This is a genomic window from Aeromonas sanarellii (assembly GCF_000820085.1).
Taxonomy (GTDB): Bacteria; Pseudomonadota; Gammaproteobacteria; order Enterobacterales; family Aeromonadaceae; genus Aeromonas; species Aeromonas sanarellii.
Map to the genome: position 1 here is coordinate 33282 of NZ_CDBN01000039.1, position 25070 is coordinate 58351.

The window sequence follows — 25070 nt, forward strand, 5'->3', positions numbered from 1 at the left end:
TGATGATTGCTTGATATGAGCAACTCACTGGGCCTAATAAACGACCCATGGCAGGTTGCCCGCAAAGGGCAACCTGTTTCAGGGGGATTAATCACTACCAAACAGATCGCGGGTATATACCTTATCCATGACATCGGCCAGCTCATCCACCATGCGGTTTGCCAGAATGACATCACAGCTTGCTTTAAATTCCACCAGATCAGTCATCACACGTGAGTGGAAGAATTCAGTTTCTGTCAGGCTAGGCTCATAGACCACCAACTCAATGCCCTTGGACTTGATCCGTTTCATGACACCTTGAATGGCAGATGCCCGGAAATTATCGGAACCCGCTTTCATTACCAGCCGATATACACCGACACGAGTTGGATTTTTACGGATCACCGAGTCGGCAACAAAATCCTTGCGTGTGGTGTTGGAGTCCACAATGGCGCGGATCAGGTTATTGGGGACATTGTTGTAGTTCGCCAACAACTGCTTGGTATCTTTTGGCAAGCAATAGCCACCATAACCAAAGGAGGGGTTGTTGTAGTGACTGCCAATACGCGGATCGAGGCCAATGCCATCAATTACCTGCCGACTGTCCAGCCCGTGCAGTTGGGCATAGGTATCGAGCTCGTTGAAAAATGCCACCCGCATCGCAAGGTAGGTATTGGCAAACAGTTTGATCGCCTCTGCTTCAGTGCTGTCAGTGAAAAGTACAGGCACATCTTGCTTGATGGCGCCCTCCAGCAACAGGTTTGCAAACACCTGTGCCCGATCTGAACGCTCCCCCACCACGATGCGCGAAGGATGCAAGTTGTCATAGAGGGCGCGCCCTTCACGCAAAAACTCTGGCGAGAAAATCAGGTTGGCACATCCCAACTCCTCCCGCAGCCGAGCAGTAAAACCCACCGGAATCGTCGATTTTATTACCATCACCGCATCAGGATTGATGGCCATCACGTCCATGACCACGGACTCCACGGTACTGGTGTTGAAATAGTTAGTCTCTGGATCATAATCGGTCGGCGTGGCAATGATGACAAAGGCAGCGCCCTGATAGGCCGCTTCTTTATCCAGAGTGGCACGCAGATTCAAATCTCGGCTGGCCAGATAGCTTTCTATCTCTTTATCTACGATGGGAGAGCGGCCCTGATTGATCATCTCGACCTTGCTGGCAATCACATCAACGGCCACCACCTCATGGTGCTGTGCCAGCAATACCGCATTGGACAAACCGACATAACCCGTACCACAAATCGCAATTTTCACAACAAACCTCGCTTACCGCTGCGCGTTATAATAGTTTTTATACCATTCGACAAAGGCCTGAACCCCTTTTTCAACAGACATGACAGGACGATACCCTGTCGCTTCGAAGAAATCTTCCGTGTCGGCCCAGGTGGCATACACATCACCGGCCTGCATTGGCAACATATTTTTGATGGCTTCAATGCCCAACGCCTTTTCCAGGGCATCGATAAAGTCCATCAATTTGACTGGACTGCCATTACCGATATTGAAGATACGATAAGGGGCGCTGCTGTCAGCGGGTGAACCTTTCTCTGACTGCCAGTCAGGATTGGCAACCGGTACCACATCGGCAATGCGCAAGATACCCTCAACAATATCGTCGATATAGGTAAAGTCACGGCTCAACTGACCATTGTTATACACATCGATTGGCTGGCCAGCCAGCATGGCTTTGGTGAACTTGAACAGCGCCATGTCAGGGCGACCCCATGGACCATAGACGGTGAAAAAGCGCAGGCCTGTGGTTGGAATGCCGTACAGATGGGAATAAGTGTGCGCCATCAGCTCATTGGCCTTTTTCGAAGCGGCATAGAGTGAGACGGGGTGATCGACGGCATCTTGAGTGGCAAACGGCATTTTGCCGTTCATGCCATACACAGAACTGGAAGAAGCATAGACCAGATGTTTGACACCGTTGTGACGGCACCCTTCCAAGATGGCCAAATGCCCTGCCAGGTTGCTGTCAGCATAGGCAAAGGGATTCTCCAAGGAGTAACGCACACCGGCCTGCGCAGCCAGATGAATGACCCGTTCAAATTGCTCCTTGGCAAACAACTCGGCCATTCCTGCCCGATCGGCCAGATCAAGTTTGCGAAAATCAAAATTGGCTTCACCCGCCAGCCGAGCGAGGCGGTTCTCTTTTAACGAGACTTCGTAATAATCATTCAGGTTATCGATGCCAATAACGGTATGACCCTGTTGGCAGAGCCGCTGACTGACGGCGCTGCCAATAAATCCTGCCGCTCCCGTAACTAAATATTTCACAAATCTCTCCTTATGCGCCACCAAAATTACAATGTTTTAATTAGATCTATGTATTTATTAATAACTATTTTTTCATCAAATTCTTTTTCAATCTTATCACGACTTTTCTTTCCCATATTCAGCCGTAGACCATGCCCCATAGCAATGATTTTTTCTAATGCATCGACAAGACTCACAGTACTGCGTGGCTCACATAAAAAGCCATTAATACCATCATCAACAGTTTCTCTGCATCCGACATTATTCGTCGTTACAATGGGTTTTCCCATAGCTCCTGCTTCAAGTAATGATTTAGGCACGCCCTCTCGATAAAATGAGGGTAATACCATACAATCAGCCTTAGCTATTTCGTTCTCAACCTTATCCGTTGTGCCTAAATAATTAATTATACCTTCATCAACCCAAGCTTGCATTTCTGCTTTAGAGACAGCAGATGGATTATTTACATCCAAAAAACCTAGCAATGAAAATTCAACGCGAAGGCCATACTTTCTCTTTAGAATTCTCGCTGCTTCTACATAATGGATAATTCCTTTTTCATATAGCATCCTTGCAATCAATAAAAAACGAGTAACGCCATCATCAACTGTAGGGGTGATAGAAAAACGTGACAGGTCAGCACCTGAGCCAGGTAAGCGATCGGCAAGCTCAGCTCTTACTATACCGATATTAATAAAAAGGGCTCTGTCATCTTCATTTTGGAAAAATACTTTATGCGCATAACACTGGCTAACCTTGTATAGCATACGTGCAATTTTGGACGTCAATGTTTCATTGACAAACAATGTCCCAAGACCCGCAATATTATTGATAGATTTAGTTCCACTGATTTTTGCAGCTAAAGCACCATAGATATTATTTTTTGGTGTAAAATTAAGAACAATATCAACTCTGTGTTTGTAAAACGCTTTAATGAGTGAGTATAGAGTTTTTATATCCTTAATTGGATTGGTACCACTTTGATCTATATCAACATGAATAAACCTAGCGCCTAGGTCTTCTAATTTAGTTGCATAGGTATCATGTGGTGCTATTGCAATAACTTGGTAATCTAGCTCAATAAGAGCAGTAATGGTGTTTTTTCTAAAGTTATATAAATACCAACTAGTGTTGGCTGATATGGCTATTGTTTTCACATCTATACCTGATAGCAGTTTATTTAAACTCATCCCAAAGCTTACCAAGCATGAAGTCAGCAGTTCTAGGGTATATAGGTTCCCAGCCACTGCCATGACAGAATGTCATTTCTCCAAAATAAACTCTATCATCAACACTATACATATCAACACGTACATATTTAAAATCTTTTGAAAGTACTTTTGCTAAATAAAGAAGCTCTTCTATATTAGATGGGAAAGTGAAGTTAATATCAACAGATTCATACTTGGGCTGAATAGAAAAACCAGCAGGCGTTAAGTCCTCATTGTAAATTGTACGTTTATGATTCCCAAATCTATCAACATCAACTTGGATATATACTTTTGTAGTGTCACTGCCATTAAAAATATGGATTTTGTAATCCGAAGGATAACAGCCATCATTATGCTTTATTAATTCTTCAAAGATTATTTTTGGTGTTTCTATATCATAAAAATGCTCATCAACTATAACTCCCATCTTTATACCAAGGAAAGAGTTAAATGTATTGCATATTTCTGGCAGATTTAACTTTGATTTATCTTCTACTATTAGTACATTCTCTCCTCCACCACCATTACTAGTTTTAATCACGAATGAATCAGGAAGATCATCGAAATCACATGGATCAATACGATCAACAGCCTTTAAAAGCTTGATGAGATACTTGGCGCCAATCATTTTTGAAACATATTCCCTGACGGCATATTTATCTACATATTTTGAATACAACTCGGGAGCGGTGCTTATTTTCCTGTATATTATTTTCTCAGAAAATGAAACTGGCTTATCAGTGTTCAGTAAGTATCTGTGAGTAATAAAAAACCTTATTTTATTATACCATTTAACACCTAACAATAAACGTAAAGAATCCCTTAATATAAACTTGATTTTTTTTGGCATCATATTCTTCTTATCTTTCAGCTTTTTATTACAAAAATATTTTATCCAATTGCTCTCTCATTCTGGATTGAGAAAACATCCCGATAGTTTTTGCTTTATCCGGTTTAAATAGACTCACGTTCTCAAATATCTCGAGTATTGCATTCGAGATAAAAACGGGATCTGATTCTTCAATTATTATACCATCACATTTATCTGAAATTATCTCACTTACACCTGGGGTATTAGTAGCTATTACAGGGACACCGACAGATAAAGCTTCGATAAGTACAGTAGGTAATGCTTCACTCGATCTTATGGTTTGTAAATTATCACCAAGCTGTATCTTCTGTTCAATTACACTAGGAAAAACCAAAAGGTCACTATTCGCAATCTCCTGTCTAGAATGACAAGTCCAACCTTTGAAATGAATTTCTGTTTTCTTGATTCTTGTAAGAAGAGAGTCTAATAGTTTTTTATATTCCAAACTACACTGTTCAAAAGCACCATATATATTCAAGCATAGATCATACGGTGTGGATTTTTTCTCTAGGAGAGTAACTGCCTGGATCAAATTATGCACCCCTTTATGTGGAAAGGGGGTTCCTAAAAATATCAGTTTCTTTATATTGGGATTTTTAGGTACAGAGCATCTAATTTCTTCATCAAATATAAAGCCATTATAGATTATGCACACTTTATCTGTATCAGAGAAACTTTTTGCTATTGCTTCAGATGGCACAATTATGCGTGAACATAGTGAGATAAGAAATTTTTTTAAAATTTGACTCTTAGGTAGCTCTGAGTGTAAATGCCAAATTACCCTTACTCTAAATAGTCTTAAAAAGAGACAACTAAGGAGTAATCCTCTTGGATCATAGGTGTAAACATAACTGGGCCTTAACTTTATTATTTTTACTAAAGAGTAAATATTACATATCAATACAGAAAATATAAAATAAGAAATGTTTATTACTGAAAGATTGCCAAAGAAATCACCAGACCCAAATATTTTTTTTAATAGTGATTCTATAGGGAGAACACCCGTCTTTTTATAATTTATAAAATTTCTCTCATAACTTCCGTTGCTGTCTCTGTGTATAACATATAAATCAAACTTGGTATTCAAGTACTCCAATACATTTAAGCTAACCTTCTGAGCGCCTGCACACCCCCCAGAAAAAGGCTCTATAAACAGCAACCTACTTTTCATTATTTCAGAAACCCTCTTTTAACTTTAACAATTATTAATAACATGAAGAGTTAATAACATTTATTAATCTATCTTTGTGATCGTTATTAACCAATTCCGCATTTATCTGGAAGTCACTTCTTAAGATATAAGCAACCTTAGAGGTGAAAATATCAAGATCAAATCGAGGTATCAGAAAACCATTTTTCTCGTTATCAATTATTTCTGAAGGGCCACTCTCACAATCAAAAGAAACTACTGGTGTACCACAGGCAATGGATTCAACTAAGACGTTGGGATACCCTTCATAATAAGATGTAAGAATAGTGACTCTAGCCCTATTATAAAGGGTTACCATATCGTTACATTTGTATTCATAAGTGTATTTAATTCCATATTCATCTAACTCATTCAAGAGTAAGCTTTGTAACTCACCAACACCAACAATATGAACATTAAAAGATGAAATGGTGGATTTCATTCTCTTTAATATTTCGATAAGATTGTCAATGCCTTTTTGCTGAGTTAATCGGCCGACGAACAATATATCAATATCCTTACATAGCTCAATTTTTCTAAACTTTGGGGCGATAGGGTTATAGATAACCTCGATTTTATCTAACGCAATTGAATATGAATCTGACATTGATTGCTTCATCATATTACACTGCGCTATATATCCATCCATTTTATTATAAAAAAAACGCATCAGAAATTTTGTTATATGACGCTTTAAGATATTTCCTTTTTTAGCATTCAAATCAAGTTTAAGATTGTTTACATTCCGAGCAATTATAGTTTTCTTTATAAAGATCACTCTCGTTAAAATGTATAATATAAGCGATATCTGATGATTAAATGCTATAAAAACATCTGTATCTTTAATCAACCTTGGGCATGAAAGAAGGGTTAAAAACGCAAAGACACCATTCTTGGCATTTAGATTGATAATTTTTACACCTGCATCTAACTCATCTAGATAGCTTCTCTTTTTCTGGTTAAAAACCATGATTGATACGCTAAACCCCAGATCAGCCAATATATTAGCGTATGTAATACATACTCGCTCTGCGCCGCCAGTACCAAAAGTATCAATAAATAGAGTGATTTTTCTACGCATAGAATCAGTCGCCTGAAATTTATATATTATGTGATATGCCTTAAATAGCTATTTTCTAAACCGTCTTGAAAGAACGTTATTAATAACAAGAAACAGCCAGACCATGAATATAATGGAAAGCTCTAAAAATATTGACGATCTAGAAAGGTATAGAGACTTAGAGTAAAAGACGAAAAATGAAACAACGCCTATATTTAAATATGAAACGTCCCCTCTATTAAATCTCGTCTCATTAAAACCTATAAATAAACCAAAAATGAACATCCCCAAAAAAACACCTGTAATGCCAAAATCTAAATAAAGATCCGCTGTAATAGATGTACCATCACCATATGTCTGGTTATCACCCTGAATCAAATATGAGATAAATTCCGCTGTGGAAAGATAATTATCATCACCGTTCTCAACAATACTGTTTATAACGCCCTGCATACCAGGGATAATGCCGGAAATTCTTTTTAACGCGTAGATCCCATATCTAAAATCGAAGTTATTTGGAACATTATTCAACGAATGGTTTAATGTTCTGCCTGACTGAGCAAGTTCAATAAAACTATCACCAGGAACCGTCTCCTCATACCATCGACTATTTTCTTTTTTTCCACTTAGGGAAACCACAAACTGCTCATAATAAGTCAATGATTTATCTTTACTTTGTCTAACCTCACCAACAATTGTTAAGAAAAACGATGCTGTAATTAATATAAAAATCAGCTTAACAAGCCCAATTTTCTTGTTTTTATACACATAAGCCGATGCAAAAAGCAAACCGTAGGCTATTATAACACCGCGATCACCAATATAGAGTGAAAAACCTAAATGCCATGTTATAATTAATAATAACGGAAGTCCAAAGAAGCGAACATACCGATACAAACTTAACTGTTCTTTTGAAAGAAAAATATTAGTTAATTTTACAATGATTGCAGCAGTTAAGGACGCGTTAAATAACTTAAGAAAGTAATTTGAAATAGGCATAGCATCCGCAGCATAATATACACCTGACCGATATGAACCGGCAGTTGAGAAAAATGCCGCATAAGATACATAGATAATAATTACTAATAGGAATATAGAGTTAGTTTCTTTTTTTAATGAAACGTTGGTTTTTTTATAGTTAAAAAAACCAGCGTATATATTGCCAATCATATATAATATGATTGCTACAACAGATACAACGAGAGATAAGTTTTCAATTTTTGGATCGGACCAGTATTGTTTATATGACCATGCAGGCAAATAATACCCTACATGTTGTAACAATATGATTTGAAAATAAACTATAAAGTACCCAGATATAAATATCACATTAAATGAAAGCCAATTTCCATTTATATTTGAGATTTTGAAAAATAAAAGTGCTGCAATAAACACTAAAGCTAACAGAAGTCGCTGATAGTTTAAATCAACATCAATAGGAATGAAGAAAAATGCAATAAAAGATACGGCAAGAATTGCATGCAACGTAAGCAAGGGAATTGTTATTTTAGATGTCATATGAATGAATTAACCAATAATTGTTTTATATGAGATTAGTTTTATTGCTCTCTAATAAAGTTTCTTTCTGTTTATGATTTAGATTCTTTGTAAGCAAAACTCTAGGCAGATTTTTCTCTTTATATTGCTCTATTGTCATTATTTTCTTCACAGGAACACCAGCATAGACATACCCACCCTCAAGCTCACCACGAACAATAGAGCCAGCCCCCACAATAACATTATCACCAATACAACTGTTGGGGAGAACGATTACATCACAACCTAAGAATACATTCTTTCCTATACTTATACGTCCAAATAGATCTGCACTCTTTAGCTCTGGATAAAGATTTCTCAATACATTAACAGACCCATCATGGGTAACAAATTTAATGCCTGTTGAACAGTAGAAGTCATCGCCTAGGGTAATTAAGTATGGCTCACTACCAAAATCGACTGTTTTATTTAACTTACAATTCTTCCCCAGCTTAACACCTCTTAGCTCAGCAAGCTTATTGGCGGACAGGAATATTTTTTGAATCCTACGATAGAAACTACTTATTAATGACATGATATCACCTGAAAAATATGATTCTGTTCACATATAACTGCATTATAAAATGGGCTATTTGAACAATTAAGAAGCAGATCGCTAATCCGATAGCATCATATTCAATAACCAATGGATAGACGATAATCAAGTTAAGCAGCACAGTAAAAAATGTGATCCTTGATAAGACCGCACTTCTGTTCTCAATAATCAATACTGTTGATAGAACGCTACCGACTGAAAACAATAAGCACAGTGAAAATATTGCAAGCATATCCTGCATATATTGACTGCTTTCTTTCATCAGCATTATTAAAATATAGTTTTTAGATAGATATAACAACAATGATGAGGCAACCAAAACAATAAGAAAGATAATAAAGAATTGTTTTATTTTTTTATTATATTCTACCGCATTATTTAACCTTAAACGAGATAAATATGGAAATACTGCTTGTATTAGCGGGTTAAGCATCTCTCTTATGGCCATATATATCTTTTCAGCTACAGCATAGTAGCCTACCATGATAGGTGATGATAATAATCCTAGTAGAACTACATTAAACCTAGTATAAAAAAGAACAGAAAACTTTGATAAAAAAATATGCCAAGAAGCTCTCAATGTAGAAATAACACGTCGATAGTTAGGCGCATGAAACTCAATGTTAAACTTTTTCATTGCCCATGAGAAAGAAACTAATGACGAGATTAACGCAACACTGCCTTCAATAAGTGGTATGTATAATGTATCGTCACTAGAGTTAACAAACAACATTGTCAACCCAACAAATATAAATCGACTGGATAACTTTAGTACGGTTATAGCTTTCATTCTCTGCACACCTTGATATAACCATATAGGAAAAAATACATCCGCAAAGGCTAAAATAAACAAGGCAAACAGAAGACTTTTCAATTCATGAAACTGAGGTATAAGTAGAGTCAGACTGACTAAAAGCGCAAAGCAAATCAGGGAAAGAAGTATCTTAGCATAGATTATCTCTTGGAAGATCTTACCAACCTCTTTGAGGTCATCAGATACTTCTGCAATGGCTTTAGTTCCACTTAAGTCGAATCCATATGATACGATTGCTCTAAAAAACATTATAATTGCAGTCGCGAAGCTTAGAACTCCGAACTCTTTCACTCCAATCTTAATAATTAGATATGGAGTGAGCACAAGTGGCACTATGTAGTTACCTACTTGCAATAAAGCCAATGATACAAAATTTATAATTACATTTCTATAATTAGAATTCATGCATCATCCCAACAATAATTTGAACACAAAAATCAATACTTATTAAATAAGCTTTAATTTCAAATGACATATCAATTCCAATTATAAATTGTACATCTTAATTTTTTTTAATCTTATTAATATCTACTTCCAAATGTTTCATATTCTTAACCCACTTTCCCAACTTCCATGCATGTGACAAACAGTAGGAATAGGCAGCAAACAGCAGCAGATAGAGTGCCATCATCAGCCATTCAGGCAATTGGGCCTGTTCGGAGAAAATGCCAAAGAAGACGATGCCCAGATTGGCCACCACAATCAATAGCAGGGCCTCGCGGGAGGTAAAGCCGGCATGAAGCAGAATATGGTGCAGGTGATTGCGATCAGGGCGCAGGGGGGATTGGCCTTTACGAATGCGACGGATCATGATGCCCACCATGTCCATCAACGGCAGGCCGATCAGCCAGAGGGCGGTCACGGGTCGAAAGGCAGGTTCCAGATCATGATGTTGTGAACCGAACAGCACCAGATAACCGATGACAAAACCCAGGAACATGGAGCCGGCATCACCCAGGAATATTTTTCGCTTGAAGGGGGGAATGTTGAGATTAACCAGCAGATAGGGCACCAGGGCAATGGTGATAACCAGGCAGAGTTGAGCCATGTCAGGCATGGTGTTGGCAAACAGTATGGAGAGTCCGACCAGCGAGATGCCAGCCATGCTGCCTGCAAGACCATCGATGCCATCCATCATGTTATAGGCATTGATGGCGGCGCAGACCGCGACAATGGCGACCAGCAGATCAACATACGGGATGGTGAGATTGCCGCCCCCCAGCACATTACCAAACTGATGCAGGCTGATGTCGGTCGAGAGGCAGAGCACCAGTATCAGGAAGGCTTGCAGGCTAAGCCGGATCCAAGGCGAGATATCTTTGGCATCATCAATGGCACCAATCATCATCATGCAACCGGCACAGATCAACATGATGATGATCGAGCTTTGCAAGGGAATGGTGAAGAAGACGCTGAGGTAAACCCCCAGGCACACCGCAATGCCTCCAATCAGAGGGACTGCGCCAACGTGTTGTTTACGTTGATTAGGTAAATCAACAAGTTGCAATTTAGCTGACAATGGGCGCAAGCAAGCGATAGCCAGCGCGGTTCCAAAGAACGCAACCAGACCAGACGTTTCCATTTTTTTATCCCTAAAAAATATCAGGTTCGCTTCGATGACGACCTGCTTTTAATTTGCCTAACGGCAGCCAGCATTTATTAAATGACAATCTAGACCGTAACAACCAATAGGAAGCCGACTCAACAAACAATAAAGTGGCTACCGCCCCTGAGTTACAGCTCCCAGTGTGCTCGCAGTCTTCAACATTGCTTATTTTGCCCAAGAAATATGACAACTTTCGATCTTATGCACGTTGTCAAGCAAGACGATGAGAACCTCGCCATACTTACCCAGCGTCATAACCCTGCTCTCTCTACGTCTATTAAGCGCAAGAAGAAACAGGATTAATTTTGAATCGGCGGGCGTGATTCTACCTGCGGTTTGCTGAAATGGGTAGCCAATCCGGTCTAATCAAAACTTGATCGCCTAAAAAATAACCAAAAAGGACAGCTTCATATAAGAAAACCCTTATATTGGGGGTTCATAATAATTTTATACTTGACATCCCACCGATAATTATAACAAGAGCCACTCAGAGGGAGTTGAGAGATATTGCTGCATGCCAGCCCAGGTCTTCCCGTCAAGTTTCAAAGCAGTGATTCCTCCCATCGCACCTGCCACAGAAATAGAAAAGGAGGCCTGAGCCTCCTTGCATCAAATGGGCATCCGTTTACCTGATGCTGCCTTGCCCACGAAATGCGAATCGTATGGCCACAATCCCCACCCCCAACATTCCCCCAAACAGGGTAGCCAACACCACCACCAGAGGTCGCTTGGGCTTGTCCCGAGACAGAGGCTCGCTGGGCGAGGCCTGATAGGCGAAGGATTGGAATGGCAGAGCCTCCAGCTTGATGGCCTGGAGGCTGCTCAGTTGCAGACGCAAGTCACTCATCTTCGGGTTCATGAACTCAGGGTTTTTGATCTCCTTGAGCACCTTGAGCTTCTCGGCGAGAGCCCTGGCCCCCAGATTGATGGCAAAACTGTCCTGATTTTGCAGATTTTGCACTGGTGTCTCGATCCCTGCAGCCTGGCTGATGCGCAGACTGTATTCAGTGCGCAAAATATCATCTTGCAACTGCTTGAGGGTATCGGCTCTGGCGCTTTCAAATTGGCTCTGCAACGTTTTGATCCGGTTGCGCCAGAGGGTGTCGAGCTCCTTCCCCTTGGAGGCGGACTCCAGGTTCTGGATAAAGGAGATATACTGCTCCAGCCGCTCTTTGGCCTCTTTTGCCGTGCTCGCAGTGAAGGAGAGAGTAATATCTTCACTCAACTTATCCGGAGCCCTGGCATCTATACCCTCGGCCATCTTTTTGAGCAGCAGTCGCTTGTCCCTGCCGTCCGTGACGTTGTTCTTCGCCGCTTCGGCATCCAGATAGCCTTTTTCCATCAAGAACTGGCGTTTGTTATTGAAACCATTGAAATTATTAACAAAATCATCATATATCACCTTCTTTTCAAAAGCGGTGAAGGCGCTCGCAGGTACCGAGGCATTCATTAGCTGATTGATATTGAGTTCAAGGGATTCTGTCTCCTTGAGGGTAGGGCGTTTGATCTCCGCATGGCTGACCCATACCTGAGGTGCCAGTAAGGCATAGGTGATACCACTCGCCGCAAATAGGCCAGCAACACAAAGGATAAGCAGCTTGCTGCGCCAGAGTTCCAGGATCAGTGCTTTCACATCGATGTAATGGTTCGGACGGGACGGAACCCAGTCTTGGGGAAAATCTGCCTTGGGAGGAGTCAGGGTTGGTTCTTGATTACTCATATTGTCACATTTCTCTGATTAGAAACTGGGTGGGCAAGCCCACGGCAAAAATGGTGTGCAACCCGGAGTAGGCTGGCCTATGTCGCCACGATATCGGCCGCAACGGTTTTCACTCCCGCTGGCAGTCATCCTTGGCTGATGGCCACGGGCATCCCCAACCCGGCTTGGGTGCGAAACCTATTATCACGCAGCATTGGCTTCGTTGGCAGGCTTGTCGCTGGCTTCTCGATCACCTGGATATTTCATCTCCTTGACACCAAATTACGCCAGGTTGCAGAAATCGTACAGCAGGTAGAAAGGTCATCGATACACCACATTGCGCCAGCGTTATGTACTTCTACAACGTGGCCAAGGCAATTCGAAGAAACAAGCGGGTTGCCCTGGAAAACAACCTTCCGGTTGAGATGCCTGATGGACAGCATTGCCACATCCTGGAACATCTACCGGGACAGGCGGGTTCCCGTTACTGCGATTGCCAATGCCACTTGGTTGCCGCCAGCAAACAGGCACTTCACAAGAGGGCACTTGATGACGTTAGCTATGCTGATCATTGCCCACTATTGCAAGACGGTTACATGATTCCCTCTCTCGTAGGGGAACCCCAGCGATCTGGCTAGTCGCAGCCAAACAGATCGCGGGTATACACCTTATCCACCACATCGCTCAGCTCACTGGCCATACGATTGGAGAGGATCACGTCGGAGAGTTGTTTGAACTCGTCCAGGTCGGCGATAACTCGGGAGTTGAAGAAGGCCAGCTCCTTGAGTGCAGGCTCAAACACCACCACTTCTATTCCCTTGGCCTTGATCCGCTTCATGACCCCTTGGATGGCTGACGCACGGAAGTTGTCTGAGCCCGACTTCATGATCAATCGATAAACCCCAACCACTCTGGGTTGACGACGTATGATGGAATCAGCAATGAAATCTTTACGGGTAGTATTTGCATCGACGATAGCCCGCACCAGATTGTTCGGTACATCGTCATAGTTTGCCAGCAACTGTTTGGTGTCCTTAGGAAGGCAATAGCCGCCATAACCGAAAGAGGGGTTGTTGTAGTGATTGCCGATACGTGGATCCAGCCCCACGCCTTCAATAATCTGGCGACTGTCAAGACCATGGGTCTGGGCATAGGTATCCAGTTCGTTGAAATAAGCGACCCGCATGGCAAGATAGGTATTGGCAAATAGCTTGATCGCTTCCGCTTCTGTGCTGTCTGTCAACAATAGCGGCACATCCTGCTTGATGGCCCCTTCTTGCAAGAGGGAGGCAAAACGCTCAGCACGCTCGGAACGCTCACCTACAATGATGCGCGAGGGATGCAGGTTGTCATAAAGCGCCCTCCCCTCTCGCAAGAATTCGGGTGAGAATACCACATTTTCACAACCCAGTTTTTCTCTAATCATATTGGTGTAACCCACGGGGACAGTGGACTTGATCACCATGACGGCAGCCGGGTTGATGGTCATCACATCCCGGATCACCGCCTCCACAGAACGGGTGTTGAAGTAGTGGGTGTCCACATCGTAGTCGGTCGGGGTCGCAATGATGACAAAATCCGCCCCCTGGTAAGCCTGATGCTTGTCTAGGGTTGCCGTCAGATTGAGGGGGATATGGGCAAGATAGTGCTCTAGTTCGTTGTCTGCAATGGGGGACTTGCCTTGATTGATGAGTTGAACTTTTTCTGCCACCAGGTCGAGGGCGACCACTTCATTATGCTGGGCAAGCAGCACGGCATTGGACAGACCGACATAGCCGGTTCCCGCTACGGCAATTTTCACCATGGGATTACCTGATTGATTAGATTAAGGGGCTGATTTTGAGTAGGCAATTGTGCCACAAGAGCATGGGGTTACACTAACTTCAGGGGCAGAAGCAGGGGGCATTGGCATCCTTTTCGGACAGATGCACTGGCACTCCAGACCGCAGAGGCCAATCAATGGCCAAGAGAGGAGAATCCCAACGTAGGGTCTTTTCCCCCTCGGGATAGTAGTAGTCACTGCATCGATAGAGCAGATCAGCTACTTCACTCAACACATAGAAACCGTGGGCAAAGCCGGGCGGGATCCACATTTGGTGGTCATTTTTCTCTGACAGAAGCTGGCCAACCCATTGGCCATATGAGGCTGAGTCAGGACGCACATCCACTGCAACATCAAAAATGCGACCGCGAACAACCCTCACCAATTTTCCTTGGGGTTTCTCCGTTTGATAATGTAACCCACGCAACGTGCCCTGCCAGGAGCGGCTATGGTTATCCTGCACTAGGGTGTATACGCCGCACTGGTGCTCAAATTCATCCTGCCGCAGAGTCTCCATGAAAAAACCACGCTCATCACTATGACGAGTGGGAATTAGTAATTTAACGTCAGGAATTGCAAGGGATTGATATTTCATAAGTCTCTTCAAATGTTGAGCCAGGGAGGTTGCGCTGCAGCAAGTTCAGAAGAGTAATCACCCACATGTCTGCTCAGACTGGCAAGTCGTTTGTAGATGGTCATGCTCATCAGATAGCGCCAACTAGCCTAATCACCTCGCTCAATACGATCTCTCTGTGCAGAGTCATGACACCCTCTGGGTTAAATAAAGGGAGTTATGGAAGAGGATCTCCGTCCACCCGATTGGCTTCAGCCCTTAGTCTGATCAGCCAATCCATCATCTGCGTTTGCCAAGAGGGCAACGCGATATTAAAAGTAGTGGAGAACAATCGACAGTCCAGCCTGGAGTTCAAAGGACGAGAAGCAGCCTGGAACCAGCTCGCTGAAGAAATGGGATTCACCGGGACTGGCTTAGCCAATATACCCAGCCTATAAGCTTCCTGTACCAGAACCGACGCAAAACCATGCCAACTTGTATCTCCCTTGCAGCTCAAATGATAGAGACCTCGCTTGTCAGGATCCATCAACACCTGAGCCAAGGAAAGTAACACCATACGTGCAAACCAATGAACCTGGGTCGGTGTCCCCCATTGATCATCTACGACTTGAATGGGGAGGCCTTCCCTAGCATGGCCAAGTATGGTGCTAGCAAAGTGTTTTCCCTCACCACCATAGAGCCAGCTAGTACGAAACATCAAATGAGCCGGACATATCGATTGAATTGCCTGTTCACCGGCATACTTGCTGGCGCCATATACGTTGAGAGGCCCGGGCTTATCCGTCTCCATCCATGGTGTAGTACCGCTGCCATCAAACACATAGTCGGTGGAGAAATGTACCAACAGGGAGCCACGCCCATTCGCCTCCCGAGCCAGAGTCACTACGGCTTCATGATTGATACTCTCAGCTAGCCGAGGCTCGGATTGTGCAGCATCGACAGCCGTATACGCGGCCCCATTGATAATCACATCAGACTGGTAGCGGTTTAAGGCATCTGTCAGGGAGTGAGGATCTGTGATGTCACACTCGTCTCTACCCAACGCTACCACCTGCCAACTTGGCCAGTCCTTGCACAAAGCAGAAAAAAGAGCTCGTCCTAACTGGCCACGAGCCCCCAGCAACAAGATCCGCATTGAGGATTACCGCGCGCCAAAGCCGGTCAGAATGGTGCGGATGGTCTTGAACACGATGAGCACATCCAGCCAGAGGGAGAAGTGCTTGATGTAGTAAAAATCGTGCTCGATCTTGATGCGGGTATCATCGGCATCGGCCGCATAGCCGTGCACCACCTGGGCCCAGCCGCTGATCCCCGGCCGCACGATATGACGGTACATGTAGAACGGGATCTCCCGCTCGAACTGATCGACGAAGGTGCGCTGCTCTGGCCTCGGCCCAATCAGGCTCATGTCCCCCTTGAGGACGTTGAAGAACTGCGGCAACTCGTCGATGCGCAGCTTGCGGATCACCTTGCCCACCCGGGTGACGCGCATGTCGCCATCCTGAGCGAACTGGGCACCGGCCTTCTCCGAATCCTTGCACATGCTGCGGAACTTGTAGATGCGAAAATCCTTGTTGCCCTTCCCCACCCGGTTTTGCAGGAACATCACCGGACCTGGGCTCTCCAGCTTGATGAGGATGGCCGTTACCAGCATCAAGGGCGAGAAGAGCGGGATCGCGATCAACGCGGCCAGGATGTCCATCCCCCGCTTGATGAAGGCATAGATGGGAGAAGGCAGGAGGGAGCCAAGCTGGTTCTCGTGGAGGTGGTCAATCTTTACACGCCCGGTCAGGGTCTCACTGATCTGCTTGATATGATAGACGGGGATATGAGCCAAAGCACAGCGTGCCAAGAAACGTTCCCATTCCCCCGCCAGCTTCTCATCTCGAAGATCTGCCACCACAGCGTCATAACGAACCTCCCCCAGATCCGGTTTATCAAGCAGACGCCATTGTACACTCTCATGTCTGGTCAAGGGCTTATAATCACCAAATGGGAGCAAGGCATACTTGGGTGTCCGATAGCGACGGCCGATAAAATAAACAAGCCAACAGCAGAGCAACGCCACAACATATGATTCGAACAAGACCTGACGACTGTAAGGTAAGCGCAGGAAGAAAAGAATTCCGACCAGCAGACCATAGAGTGTCGTCACTGTTGGGATCATGTAGGCAACAGGGCTTGCACCTGGGTATCTCAGAAAACGATGAAGTACGATGCCTGTGAGTAAGAAGGCTACAAAGGCTCCAGCCAAGGTATTGACTCTTACCGCATCGAGTCCTCCCCAAAAACCCCATCCCCAGCGTTCAATTGCAGGGACGCATACAGCCAGCAAGGCTCCAAACAGAAACAAAGAGGGTGGGCTAAATAATACACGCTCATACCAGCGTGAGTGACGGCGTTGGTAGCTCAATTATTACCTCGGGATTATTCTTATAAAATGAAATTCAACATCGCTCGGAAGCCAGGAGCCTAACAATTTCAGAGTGTAGATTGCTTAACACATGTCATCAAGGTTTACACTACAGCTCTTGTTATATCCCAAGCCACATTACTTGTAAAACCTCTACTTTAAATTGAAACAAAATGATCTACCCATGAAAAAACAATCACACATAACATATTATGGTCGGATGTTAAAATTATAGAATTCATCAAACATTGACTATTATGGTTTATGCTTCTTAATCCCATTAAGGGCATACCAGAAAAAATACCAAGAGGATCTTAGCAAACCCAACTTGACTACTTTCCTGTAAAACTCCCATTGGTATTTTGCAACATTGATTTTGTTTTGAGTCATTCCTGAATCAGTTCTATATTTCGCCAGAACATCCGACAAGCTATAGGCTTTACTACATTTTTTGAGAAGAGTTAGCCAAAGCCCCATATCTTGCCTTTTCCTTATTAAGGGCATTCTCTGCTTACCTAAAGCCTCGGCATTATATACGGCAGTAAGGCATCCAATTACATTGCCATAGAGGAGCTGATTATATGATACTGACTCCGGTGCATTAACTATTTTCCCATCCCCAAGATGCGAAAACATCTGGTAAGATGTAAAAGTAAAAAGATAATTATTTTTCTCCATAAATGAGATTTGCATTTCTAGCTTATTTTCAACCCAAAGATCATCCGCATCTAGAAATGCAATGTATTTTCCACTCGCCCGCTCAATAGATGCATTTCTAGAAAAACCAGCACCTCTATTTCTGTCGTTAATAGTAATAGAAATGCGTGGCTCATCTATTGCCATCTTCTCAATGAGATTTACTGTATTATCTTCAGAGCAGTCATCCGTAATAATTAGCTCCCAATTATCATAGTTTTGATGCAATACACTTTTTATGCTATCAACAACTGTATTGGATGAGTTATATGTTGGCATTATGACTGAAACCAAGGGCTGCGAAGTATTTTTCATAACCTGATTCAACCTCGCCATAAAACGGATTTCAGTGCCGTTTTGATAAAGAACAACCCAAAACCAGCTTTATGTGCGATAGCACTCTTTTTCACAACAAAGAGGATAAAAAGAAATAGGCCACAACGAGGAGAGACTCTCATAAACATATTTCTCTTGGCTATTATTTTTTTATCCGTTGAATAAAAGTCAGCCCCTGAAGTGATCGGTGGATGCGAGGACACTTCTATAGGATAACGCTGGATGGATAATCCATTTCTCAAACAGTCAGATAGGAATATCATTTCCTCACCTGAAGGATTGTCTGTACCTAATCCAAACTTTTCATCAAACCGAATCTGGTTACTTAAAATAGCTTTCCTATTAAAACAGATGTCAATGGATGAGGGCTTGGCGATAGTAAAAAAATTAAGCTTATGTGAGACTTGAGTGCTTAACGTAGTTCTGCCATCTAGGTACCTATGATAATAAGTACCTACATCGGCATTATCTCTCTTCATTCTTTTTATTATATCTAGAATTTTTTCAATGGAAAAAACGACATCATCATCCATGATCATCACGTATTCGCCATTAGCATTTTCCAATGCTATGTTCCTGCTAATAGACAACCCATTGGTATCAGTAGGGATATATGAAACATCATCCCTGCTTTTTAAATTGTTGATTGCATCCAAAGGCGCCTCAAGTGGTTTTTGGTGAACAATCACATATTCAATATTTGGGTTGAAGTCCAAGTTTAAATTACTAACCCTATTAGCATATGTAGAAATCGCTATTGACAAAGAGACCATATAATCACTTAGAAAGGTTTAATTTTTAAATTCAAGTGTTCAGCTTGTATCACGTCATTTCATTAGCAATGATTGATCGCTATTATCACCTACTTTATGCCCCCCCCAATACCTTAGAGCGCCAACCGTGTATATTGGTAAAATCAAAAAAAACAAAACATATAAAAAATATTTTTGATATATAATAAACTGCAAAGATTGGTTTATTGGCAACGTTGAGAAAAATATAAGTGATATTGGCCAATAAACTATATTGTTCAGCGATGTCAACCATCGAAAGAATATCAGATAAACCAATAATGAAAATAAGATAAAAGAAGAGAATAAATATACGCCTAACTCTCCGGAATATGCCCACATCTCACCAACAATAAATGTGTTAGAGTTGATGACATGCCCGCTATCGCTATATATATATGGAACTATCCATTCATCTGGCTTTAGTTCTTTTAATCCAAGAAGATGTGAGAATGGTAAATCAGAGAATACCCCTGTAAGCTGGGGTTTATAATACTGCATGATATAGTACATGCCTTGCGCTTGGCCAAATATACTTCGGTCAAGAATTCTGACTAAGGCGTTACCATCCCCAGACATCATTGTAGAATAAATTAAACCAGTAGTAAAAACGAAGGAGATCGAAAAAATAATGATTTTCAATACTGACTTAGAGAGCAAGAAATACGTCACCCCCATCATCATGAAAAGCAAGAATAAATGTGCTTTCTGGCCATCAAACGTAAGTTGAATTGAGGATACTGCAATAATAAAAAATAGTCTCATTCTAGAGACCTTATTATTACTTACCAATATCATCGTGGATATCGTTATATAAAAACAGAGAAAATAAAATATTTTTCCAATATAAGGAATATCAACAAAAACTTCCCCTTTCTGAATCGAAGCTCTAGATAATGCAGCTTGCGTATAATCACCTAACGCAACATAGTAGAGTGGAGATTGTTGATAGAACAGTATAAATTTGACCAAGCAGTATATAATAAAAAGCAAAGACAATGGATTGATGACATATACAGCTTCATTAACCTCCGCTTGATCATGTAATGACATTTTTTTATTGTCGATGGACAAAAAATATACTAGCAACCCCATGAAAATAATAATTACTGAAAAGGAAGTCATATAATATACATTATGTATGACTTCTTTATTGAATCCATCTAGTCTGGCCGATATATCTGGGAAAAAGACAACCAGCACTGTAGAAATCCAAGAGGTAAAGAAAACATTAAAGACTATTAATATAGAACAAGATATGCTTTGCTCTTTTCGTTGGAGCATGCTTATTACTAGAATACTAAAAAGCACCCCAACTAGAACTGCTATGATAACCTCACTAACCATTATTTATTCCTTAGTTGTGAAGTAAGTTACACATAATAACTTTCAACTACATTCAACAATAAGCATTAAAGATTAACGGCCTATATATATTCTTAGCTTTTTCAACTGAAGAGAAATAAACCCTGGTTTCAATAAATTAATCAAAGCAACTATAATGTTGGAAAAGGTATTGGGAGTGTTATTAAAAATCCTAGCCACATACACCATTGCCTTCGGCCATGCTTTTTTTCTTAACTTTAAGATATACTGACTTTTCTTTAGTTCAGGTATTACAACTACGCTATCAATTAATGCCATCTCATTGAAGTAGCGTTCATTGATTATTTTTGAGCGACTACTACTAATACTATCAGACTTGCGATATTGAACAGTAATTTTATTAAAAAATTTAAGTGTGTAACCCTGCTTTGTCAATTTAAGCCATAAGGGGTAATCTTCTATTAATTTGAATCGTTCATCTGCATAACCTACCGATATCAATGCACTTCTTTTAATAAAGGATGAGGGGGCAATGGGAATACCATTGATTTTCAAATAATCATACTGAGCTTCAGCCGTTAGATAAAAAAAGTGATGATATGCTGAAGATGGCATTAAATGAGAGTTGACCTTATTGGATTGTTCATCCATATAAAAAACTTGCATTAATGAAAATACAGCACCGACTTCAGCATTAGCTTCATTGAGAACATAGTCGACATTATCATCGAGACAATTTGGCAAGAGTATATCATCTCCCGCAATAGTCTTAATCCATTCTGAAGTAGATGCAGTCCATGCAACATTTATATTCTTTGAAACACCACCATTTGTTTTGTTTTTAAAAAAGACAACCTTGTTAAAACTAGATTCATGTAGTGCCAACCAATCATGAATAACTGCCACTGTATTATCTGATGATGCGTCATCGGAAATTATCAATTCAATATTTCCAGCACCATACGTCTGACGATAGATGCTGTCTAATGTTTCAGTAACAGTCTTCGCTGAATTGTAAGTTATAACAGCAACAGATATTGTTTTTTTCATGGTTATATATTTAGTCTCGGTGATAGTAATTAATGCGTGTCACTTGGATATTTTTCTTACATTGAAAAAAACAAACATAAAATATAGGCAATAATTAACTAGATATGCCATAGGTGCGCCCTCAACCCCGATGACACTGATAAGCGAATACGATAAACCCACAAGAGTCATTGAGGATATGATTTCGCTAATAATAAAAATTCTGGTAGTTCCACGGGACAACATGGGATATGCGTATAACCAGCTGGCGATTTTCATTATGTCACCACACAACTGGATGGCAAATAAATCACGAGCAGAGTTGAACTCTGCAGTGAAAAGAAGCCAAATAGCTATATCACGTAACAAATAAACCGCCAATGCCATCACTGCTACAACAGGGATTACAACCCGAGCAGTCCTATGAATTTCATCAACAATGGCATCAACACCGATCAAAGATGACAAACGTGGAAGGTAATAAGTACTGAGGGCCATCGTGATAACACCAAGATATACTTCAGATATTTTCCACACCGCTTGCCAATATCCAGCAGCCTCCCATCCAACCAACTCGATTAAAATCGTCCTGACCAAGATGAGTGATATTGGAAATGTTAAAGCACTTGTGATTGCCATCAGCATATATCCACCAATGGATTTCCTTGCCTCAACGCTTGTCTCACCCCACCAATACTGCATTCGAAACCAGGCTTGATGGAAGTTCGCTATCAGCATCACCAGCCCTATCAGTCCGGCTTGTACTGCCGCTGCCAATAAGGCACCTCGGATATCCGCCATCACAATCATCATCAACATCACACTACTGGATATGACTACCGATAACATACCCAATAAAACATAGCGACGATAAAGTTGTTGACCGTTTATAACTGAATTACAAAGTGTACCCACAGCAGATAGAGGCAAAACGCAAACCGTAACCATCACAACCCAAGCCAGTTTCGCATCCTGGAACAGCCAGTTAGCAACATGCTCAGCAAATAACAATCCACTAGGAATGAGCAGAGCAGAAATGACTAAAACCCACTGCAGTGATGCTCGCCACCAAGGTGCACAAGACTCAAAACCCTGCTGTTTATTTTCGGCGGTATAACGTACTACTCCACTACCAACGGGAGCATTAATAACTCCATTGAGGCTGCCCACCAGACTTTGTACTTGGCCTAACATAGCCATACCAGTAGGGCCTGTATATATGGCGACAACTTTCGCAATAACAAAACCCATCGCCATTTTGAGCAATGTTAAAAGCCCTGTCATGGCAGTCACTTTTAGCAAGCGTCTCATGCTGTAAAGCCATTTACCGCATCTATCACCCGTGTCACAGCCTCATCACTCATGGTAGGATCCATAGGCAAAGAAAGCACTTGCTGATGAATGCGTTCCGTCACTGGCAATAGGTAATCCCGATACTGTGGGTATGCTTGTTGCTTATGAGGAGGTATTGGATAGTGAATCAGAGTTTGGATTTTTTGCTCGAATAACCACTGCTGAAGCTTCTCACGCATATCGCAGCGCACAACGAATAAATGCCACACATGTGCACCTTCATTTTCCACATTAGGTAATTTCACTAAAGGGTTTTTAATTCTTGTACGATAAGATTGGGCGATATTCTGACGACGAGCAGTCTCCCTTTCCAGATAAGGTAGTTTAACTCGCATCATAGCGGCCTGAATTTCATCTAACCGACTGTTGACCCCTTGATACAAGTTTTCATACTTTTTATGTGAACCATAATTGCGCAGTGCACTGATTGTTTGAGCCAACTCATCATCATTTGTTGTCACAGCACCGGCGTCTCCTAAAGCACCTAGGTTTTTACCCGGATAGAAGCTGAAGCCTGCAGCATCCCCCCAGTTACCTGCACGCTTGCCCTGGATTTCAGCTCCATGCGCTTGGGCACAGTCTTCCAACACCAATAAATTAAATTCCGTAGCAATTGTCATCAGCTCTGGCATAGGAGATAGCTGGCCGTACAAGTGCACGGGTAGTATGACTTTGCTTCTGGATGTGATGGCCTTTCTAACTTGGACGGGATCCAGATTAAAAGTTTCTGGATTAGGTTCGACTAAGACAGGAACCAAATCGTTCTCAGTAATTGCCAAAATGGAAGCAATATAAGTATTTGCTTGTACTATAACCTCATCACCAGCTTGTAACTTACCAAGTTCTTTCCATGCTCTCAGTACTAGGTTCAGAGCATCTAGCCCGTTTGCTACACCGATCGCATACTTGGTTCCGCAATAGTGAGAGAATTCCTTTTCAAATTCGACCAGCTCATTCCCCATAATATACCATCCAGAGTCAATGACTCTGGCACAGGCATCTTTAAGTTCATTTTTGTACTGATTATTGATAGCTTTCAAATCGAGGAAGTTAATCATTTTTCCATCTCAATATAACGGATTATTTTAGCTGGATTTCCAGCGACAACGGCATAATCGGGTACATCTTTAGTGACAACGGCACCAGCACCTACCATTGCATATTTCCCGATTGTAATACCAGGCAGTATAGTTGCATTGGCGCCTAACGATGCACCAGACTTTATTCTCATTTTAGGGAATTCCGCTGGGTAGATTTTAGAGCGAGGATGTTTGTCATTTGTAAATGCAACACAGGGACCAATGAAAACGTCATCCTCAATTGTGATACCATCCCAGACATATACACCAGATTTGATCGTGACGCGATCACCTATGGTGACGTCCCCCTCAATCAAAGTATGTGCACATATATTACATTCCTTACCGATTTTTGCACCTTGCAACACAACCGAGTACTGCCAAATACGAGTGTTATTACCTATATCATTTGACATTACATCGCTAAGATGATGAACAAACATTTATATCTCTCCTAGCTAGGCACAAGAAATCTTCATAGCTTCTTATATAGTCAGATTCATCATACACTTGATCAGCCAATACCATCAGTACACAATCTTCAGAAAAATCATGCATCTCACGCCACATAAAAGATTCTATTAACAACCCTTTAGTAGGTCTATCAAGAACAACTTCTGTCCTAACCATTCCATCATCGAGGACAAAGCGGCAAGATCCAGACACTGCAATAGCAACCTGTTTTAGTGCTTTGTGGGCATGAAATCCACGAGAGATGCCTTTTACTGTATTGAAAATATAATAAACTCGTTTTATATCGAAAGGGATATTCTTATTTCCTTCCAGTGATAACAAAGAACCTCGCTCATCACCGAGCATTGGAAATTCAATTAATTTAATAAGGCTCATC

At 41.7% G+C, this 25070-nt stretch carries 23 protein-coding genes; all 23 read right to left on the minus strand.

Going from position 1 to position 25070, the window contains the following annotated elements; genetic code table 11:
* Window positions 1–87 precede the first annotated feature (87 nt).
* Window positions 88–1254, minus strand: a complete 1167-nt coding sequence (locus BN1132_RS08245; protein WP_042076712.1) for a nucleotide sugar dehydrogenase — start codon at window positions 1252–1254, stop codon at window positions 88–90.
* Between the two features lie 12 nt (window positions 1255–1266).
* A complete protein-coding gene (locus tag BN1132_RS08250) occupies window positions 1267–2280 on the minus strand; it encodes an NAD-dependent epimerase (RefSeq protein ID WP_042076713.1) in 1014 nt (337 codons plus the stop codon).
* A gap of 26 nt (window positions 2281–2306) precedes the next feature.
* Window positions 2307–3416, minus strand: coding sequence for a glycosyltransferase family 4 protein (locus BN1132_RS08255; protein ID WP_209428958.1), 1110 nt, complete (start codon window positions 3414–3416; stop codon window positions 2307–2309).
* Window positions 3417–3435: 19 nt separating this feature from the next.
* Window positions 3436–4320, minus strand: a complete 885-nt coding sequence (locus BN1132_RS08260; protein ID WP_084202723.1) for an ATP-grasp fold amidoligase family protein — start codon at window positions 4318–4320, stop codon at window positions 3436–3438.
* A 28-nt stretch (window positions 4321–4348) separates the two neighbouring features.
* Window positions 4349–5512 (minus strand): glycosyltransferase family 4 protein, encoded by a 1164-nt coding sequence (locus BN1132_RS19455; protein ID WP_084202698.1) that lies wholly within the window; start codon window positions 5510–5512, stop codon window positions 4349–4351.
* A gap of 34 nt (window positions 5513–5546) precedes the next feature.
* On the minus strand, window positions 5547–6611 hold the full coding sequence (locus BN1132_RS19460) for a glycosyltransferase (protein ID WP_084202700.1): 1065 nt from the start codon (window positions 6609–6611) through the stop codon (window positions 5547–5549).
* Window positions 6612–6659: 48 nt separating this feature from the next.
* A complete protein-coding gene (locus BN1132_RS19465) occupies window positions 6660–8108 on the minus strand; it encodes an O-antigen polymerase (protein WP_084202702.1) in 1449 nt (482 codons plus the stop codon).
* Window positions 8109–8133: 25 nt separating this feature from the next.
* Window positions 8134–8661, minus strand: coding sequence for an acyltransferase (locus tag BN1132_RS19470; protein WP_042076719.1), 528 nt, complete (start codon window positions 8659–8661; stop codon window positions 8134–8136).
* A 4-nt stretch (window positions 8662–8665) separates the two neighbouring features.
* Entirely contained in the window at window positions 8666–9901 is a 1236-nt protein-coding gene (locus BN1132_RS19475) for an oligosaccharide flippase family protein (protein ID WP_084202704.1), read from the minus strand.
* A 97-nt stretch (window positions 9902–9998) separates the two neighbouring features.
* Entirely contained in the window at window positions 9999–11078 is a 1080-nt protein-coding gene (gene wecA / locus BN1132_RS08275; RefSeq protein ID WP_042076723.1) for a UDP-N-acetylglucosamine--undecaprenyl-phosphate N-acetylglucosaminephosphotransferase, read from the minus strand.
* A gap of 649 nt (window positions 11079–11727) precedes the next feature.
* On the minus strand, window positions 11728–12822 hold the full coding sequence (locus BN1132_RS08280) for an LPS O-antigen chain length determinant protein WzzB (protein WP_042076725.1): 1095 nt from the start codon (window positions 12820–12822) through the stop codon (window positions 11728–11730).
* A gap of 613 nt (window positions 12823–13435) precedes the next feature.
* Window positions 13436–14605: a nucleotide sugar dehydrogenase gene (locus tag BN1132_RS08285; RefSeq protein ID WP_456305093.1), complete on the minus strand. Its 1170-nt coding sequence runs from the start codon at window positions 14603–14605 to the stop codon at window positions 13436–13438.
* A gap of 79 nt (window positions 14606–14684) precedes the next feature.
* Complete coding sequence (gene rfbC / locus BN1132_RS19480; protein ID WP_084202706.1) at window positions 14685–15218, minus strand: dTDP-4-dehydrorhamnose 3,5-epimerase; 534 nt, start codon at window positions 15216–15218, stop codon at window positions 14685–14687.
* Window positions 15219–15414: 196 nt separating this feature from the next.
* Window positions 15415–16332, minus strand: a complete 918-nt coding sequence (rfbD, locus tag BN1132_RS19485; protein WP_084202708.1) for a dTDP-4-dehydrorhamnose reductase — start codon at window positions 16330–16332, stop codon at window positions 15415–15417.
* A 6-nt stretch (window positions 16333–16338) separates the two neighbouring features.
* Window positions 16339–17364 (minus strand): sugar transferase, encoded by a 1026-nt coding sequence (locus BN1132_RS08295; protein WP_244462925.1) that lies wholly within the window; start codon window positions 17362–17364, stop codon window positions 16339–16341.
* 501 nt (window positions 17365–17865) lie between these two features.
* Window positions 17866–18621, minus strand: coding sequence for a glycosyltransferase family 2 protein (locus tag BN1132_RS19490; RefSeq protein WP_084202725.1), 756 nt, complete (start codon window positions 18619–18621; stop codon window positions 17866–17868).
* An 8-nt stretch (window positions 18622–18629) separates the two neighbouring features.
* Window positions 18630–19358: a glycosyltransferase gene (locus tag BN1132_RS19495; RefSeq protein WP_167335707.1), complete on the minus strand. Its 729-nt coding sequence runs from the start codon at window positions 19356–19358 to the stop codon at window positions 18630–18632.
* Window positions 19359–19469: 111 nt separating this feature from the next.
* On the minus strand, window positions 19470–20780 hold the full coding sequence (locus tag BN1132_RS19940; RefSeq protein ID WP_157005368.1) for a hypothetical protein: 1311 nt from the start codon (window positions 20778–20780) through the stop codon (window positions 19470–19472).
* 72 nt (window positions 20781–20852) lie between these two features.
* Window positions 20853–21809 carry a glycosyltransferase family 2 protein gene (locus BN1132_RS19500; RefSeq protein ID WP_084202712.1) on the minus strand — a complete coding sequence of 319 codons (957 nt, stop codon included), beginning with the start codon at window positions 21807–21809 and terminating at the stop codon, window positions 20853–20855.
* 39 nt (window positions 21810–21848) lie between these two features.
* The gene (locus BN1132_RS08300; RefSeq protein WP_042076730.1) at window positions 21849–23099 is read right to left on the minus strand and encodes an O-antigen translocase; all 1251 of its coding nucleotides are present in this window, start codon (window positions 23097–23099) and stop codon (window positions 21849–21851) included.
* Window positions 23096–24199, minus strand: a complete 1104-nt coding sequence (locus tag BN1132_RS19505; protein ID WP_084202713.1) for a DegT/DnrJ/EryC1/StrS family aminotransferase — start codon at window positions 24197–24199, stop codon at window positions 23096–23098. The genes BN1132_RS08300 and BN1132_RS19505 overlap by 4 nt, the downstream gene beginning before the upstream one ends.
* A complete protein-coding gene (locus BN1132_RS19510; protein WP_084202715.1) occupies window positions 24196–24663 on the minus strand; it encodes an acyltransferase in 468 nt (155 codons plus the stop codon). Before BN1132_RS19510 ends, BN1132_RS19505 begins: the two co-directional genes overlap by 4 nt.
* Window positions 24644–25069, minus strand: coding sequence for a sugar 3,4-ketoisomerase (locus tag BN1132_RS19515; protein ID WP_084202717.1), 426 nt, complete (start codon window positions 25067–25069; stop codon window positions 24644–24646). The genes BN1132_RS19510 and BN1132_RS19515 overlap by 20 nt, the downstream gene beginning before the upstream one ends.
* Between the last annotated feature and the right edge of the window lies 1 nt (window position 25070).

Coding starts and splice junctions, on each gene's coding strand:
- BN1132_RS08260 (WP_084202723.1), bottom strand. CDS start 4,320: ATGCCAAAAAAAATCAAGTTTATATTAAGGGATTCTTTACGTTTATTG.
- BN1132_RS19455 (WP_084202698.1), bottom strand. CDS start 5,512: ATGAAAAGTAGGTTGCTGTTTATAGAGCCTTTTTCTGGGGGGTGTGCA.
- BN1132_RS19460 (WP_084202700.1), bottom strand. CDS start 6,611: ATGCGTAGAAAAATCACTCTATTTATTGATACTTTTGGTACTGGCGGC.
- BN1132_RS19465 (WP_084202702.1), bottom strand. CDS start 8,108: ATGACATCTAAAATAACAATTCCCTTGCTTACGTTGCATGCAATTCTT.
- BN1132_RS19470 (WP_042076719.1), bottom strand. CDS start 8,661: ATGTCATTAATAAGTAGTTTCTATCGTAGGATTCAAAAAATATTCCTG.
- BN1132_RS19475 (WP_084202704.1), bottom strand. CDS start 9,901: ATGAATTCTAATTATAGAAATGTAATTATAAATTTTGTATCATTGGCT.
- wecA (WP_042076723.1), bottom strand. CDS start 11,078: ATGGAAACGTCTGGTCTGGTTGCGTTCTTTGGAACCGCGCTGGCTATC.
- BN1132_RS08280 (WP_042076725.1), bottom strand. CDS start 12,822: ATGAGTAATCAAGAACCAACCCTGACTCCTCCCAAGGCAGATTTTCCC.
- BN1132_RS08285 (WP_456305093.1), bottom strand. CDS start 14,605: ATGGTGAAAATTGCCGTAGCGGGAACCGGCTATGTCGGTCTGTCCAAT.
- rfbC (WP_084202706.1), bottom strand. CDS start 15,218: ATGAAATATCAATCCCTTGCAATTCCTGACGTTAAATTACTAATTCCC.
- rfbD (WP_084202708.1), bottom strand. CDS start 16,332: ATGCGGATCTTGTTGCTGGGGGCTCGTGGCCAGTTAGGACGAGCTCTT.
- BN1132_RS08295 (WP_244462925.1), bottom strand. CDS start 17,364: ATGATCCCAACAGTGACGACACTCTATGGTCTGCTGGTCGGAATTCTT.
- BN1132_RS19490 (WP_084202725.1), bottom strand. CDS start 18,621: ATGAAAAATACTTCGCAGCCCTTGGTTTCAGTCATAATGCCAACATAT.
- BN1132_RS19940 (WP_157005368.1), bottom strand. CDS start 20,780: ATGGTTAGTGAGGTTATCATAGCAGTTCTAGTTGGGGTGCTTTTTAGT.
- BN1132_RS19500 (WP_084202712.1), bottom strand. CDS start 21,809: ATGAAAAAAACAATATCTGTTGCTGTTATAACTTACAATTCAGCGAAG.
- BN1132_RS08300 (WP_042076730.1), bottom strand. CDS start 23,099: ATGAGACGCTTGCTAAAAGTGACTGCCATGACAGGGCTTTTAACATTG.
- BN1132_RS19505 (WP_084202713.1), bottom strand. CDS start 24,199: ATGATTAACTTCCTCGATTTGAAAGCTATCAATAATCAGTACAAAAAT.
- BN1132_RS19510 (WP_084202715.1), bottom strand. CDS start 24,663: ATGTTTGTTCATCATCTTAGCGATGTAATGTCAAATGATATAGGTAAT.
- BN1132_RS19515 (WP_084202717.1), bottom strand. CDS start 25,069: ATGAGCCTTATTAAATTAATTGAATTTCCAATGCTCGGTGATGAGCGA.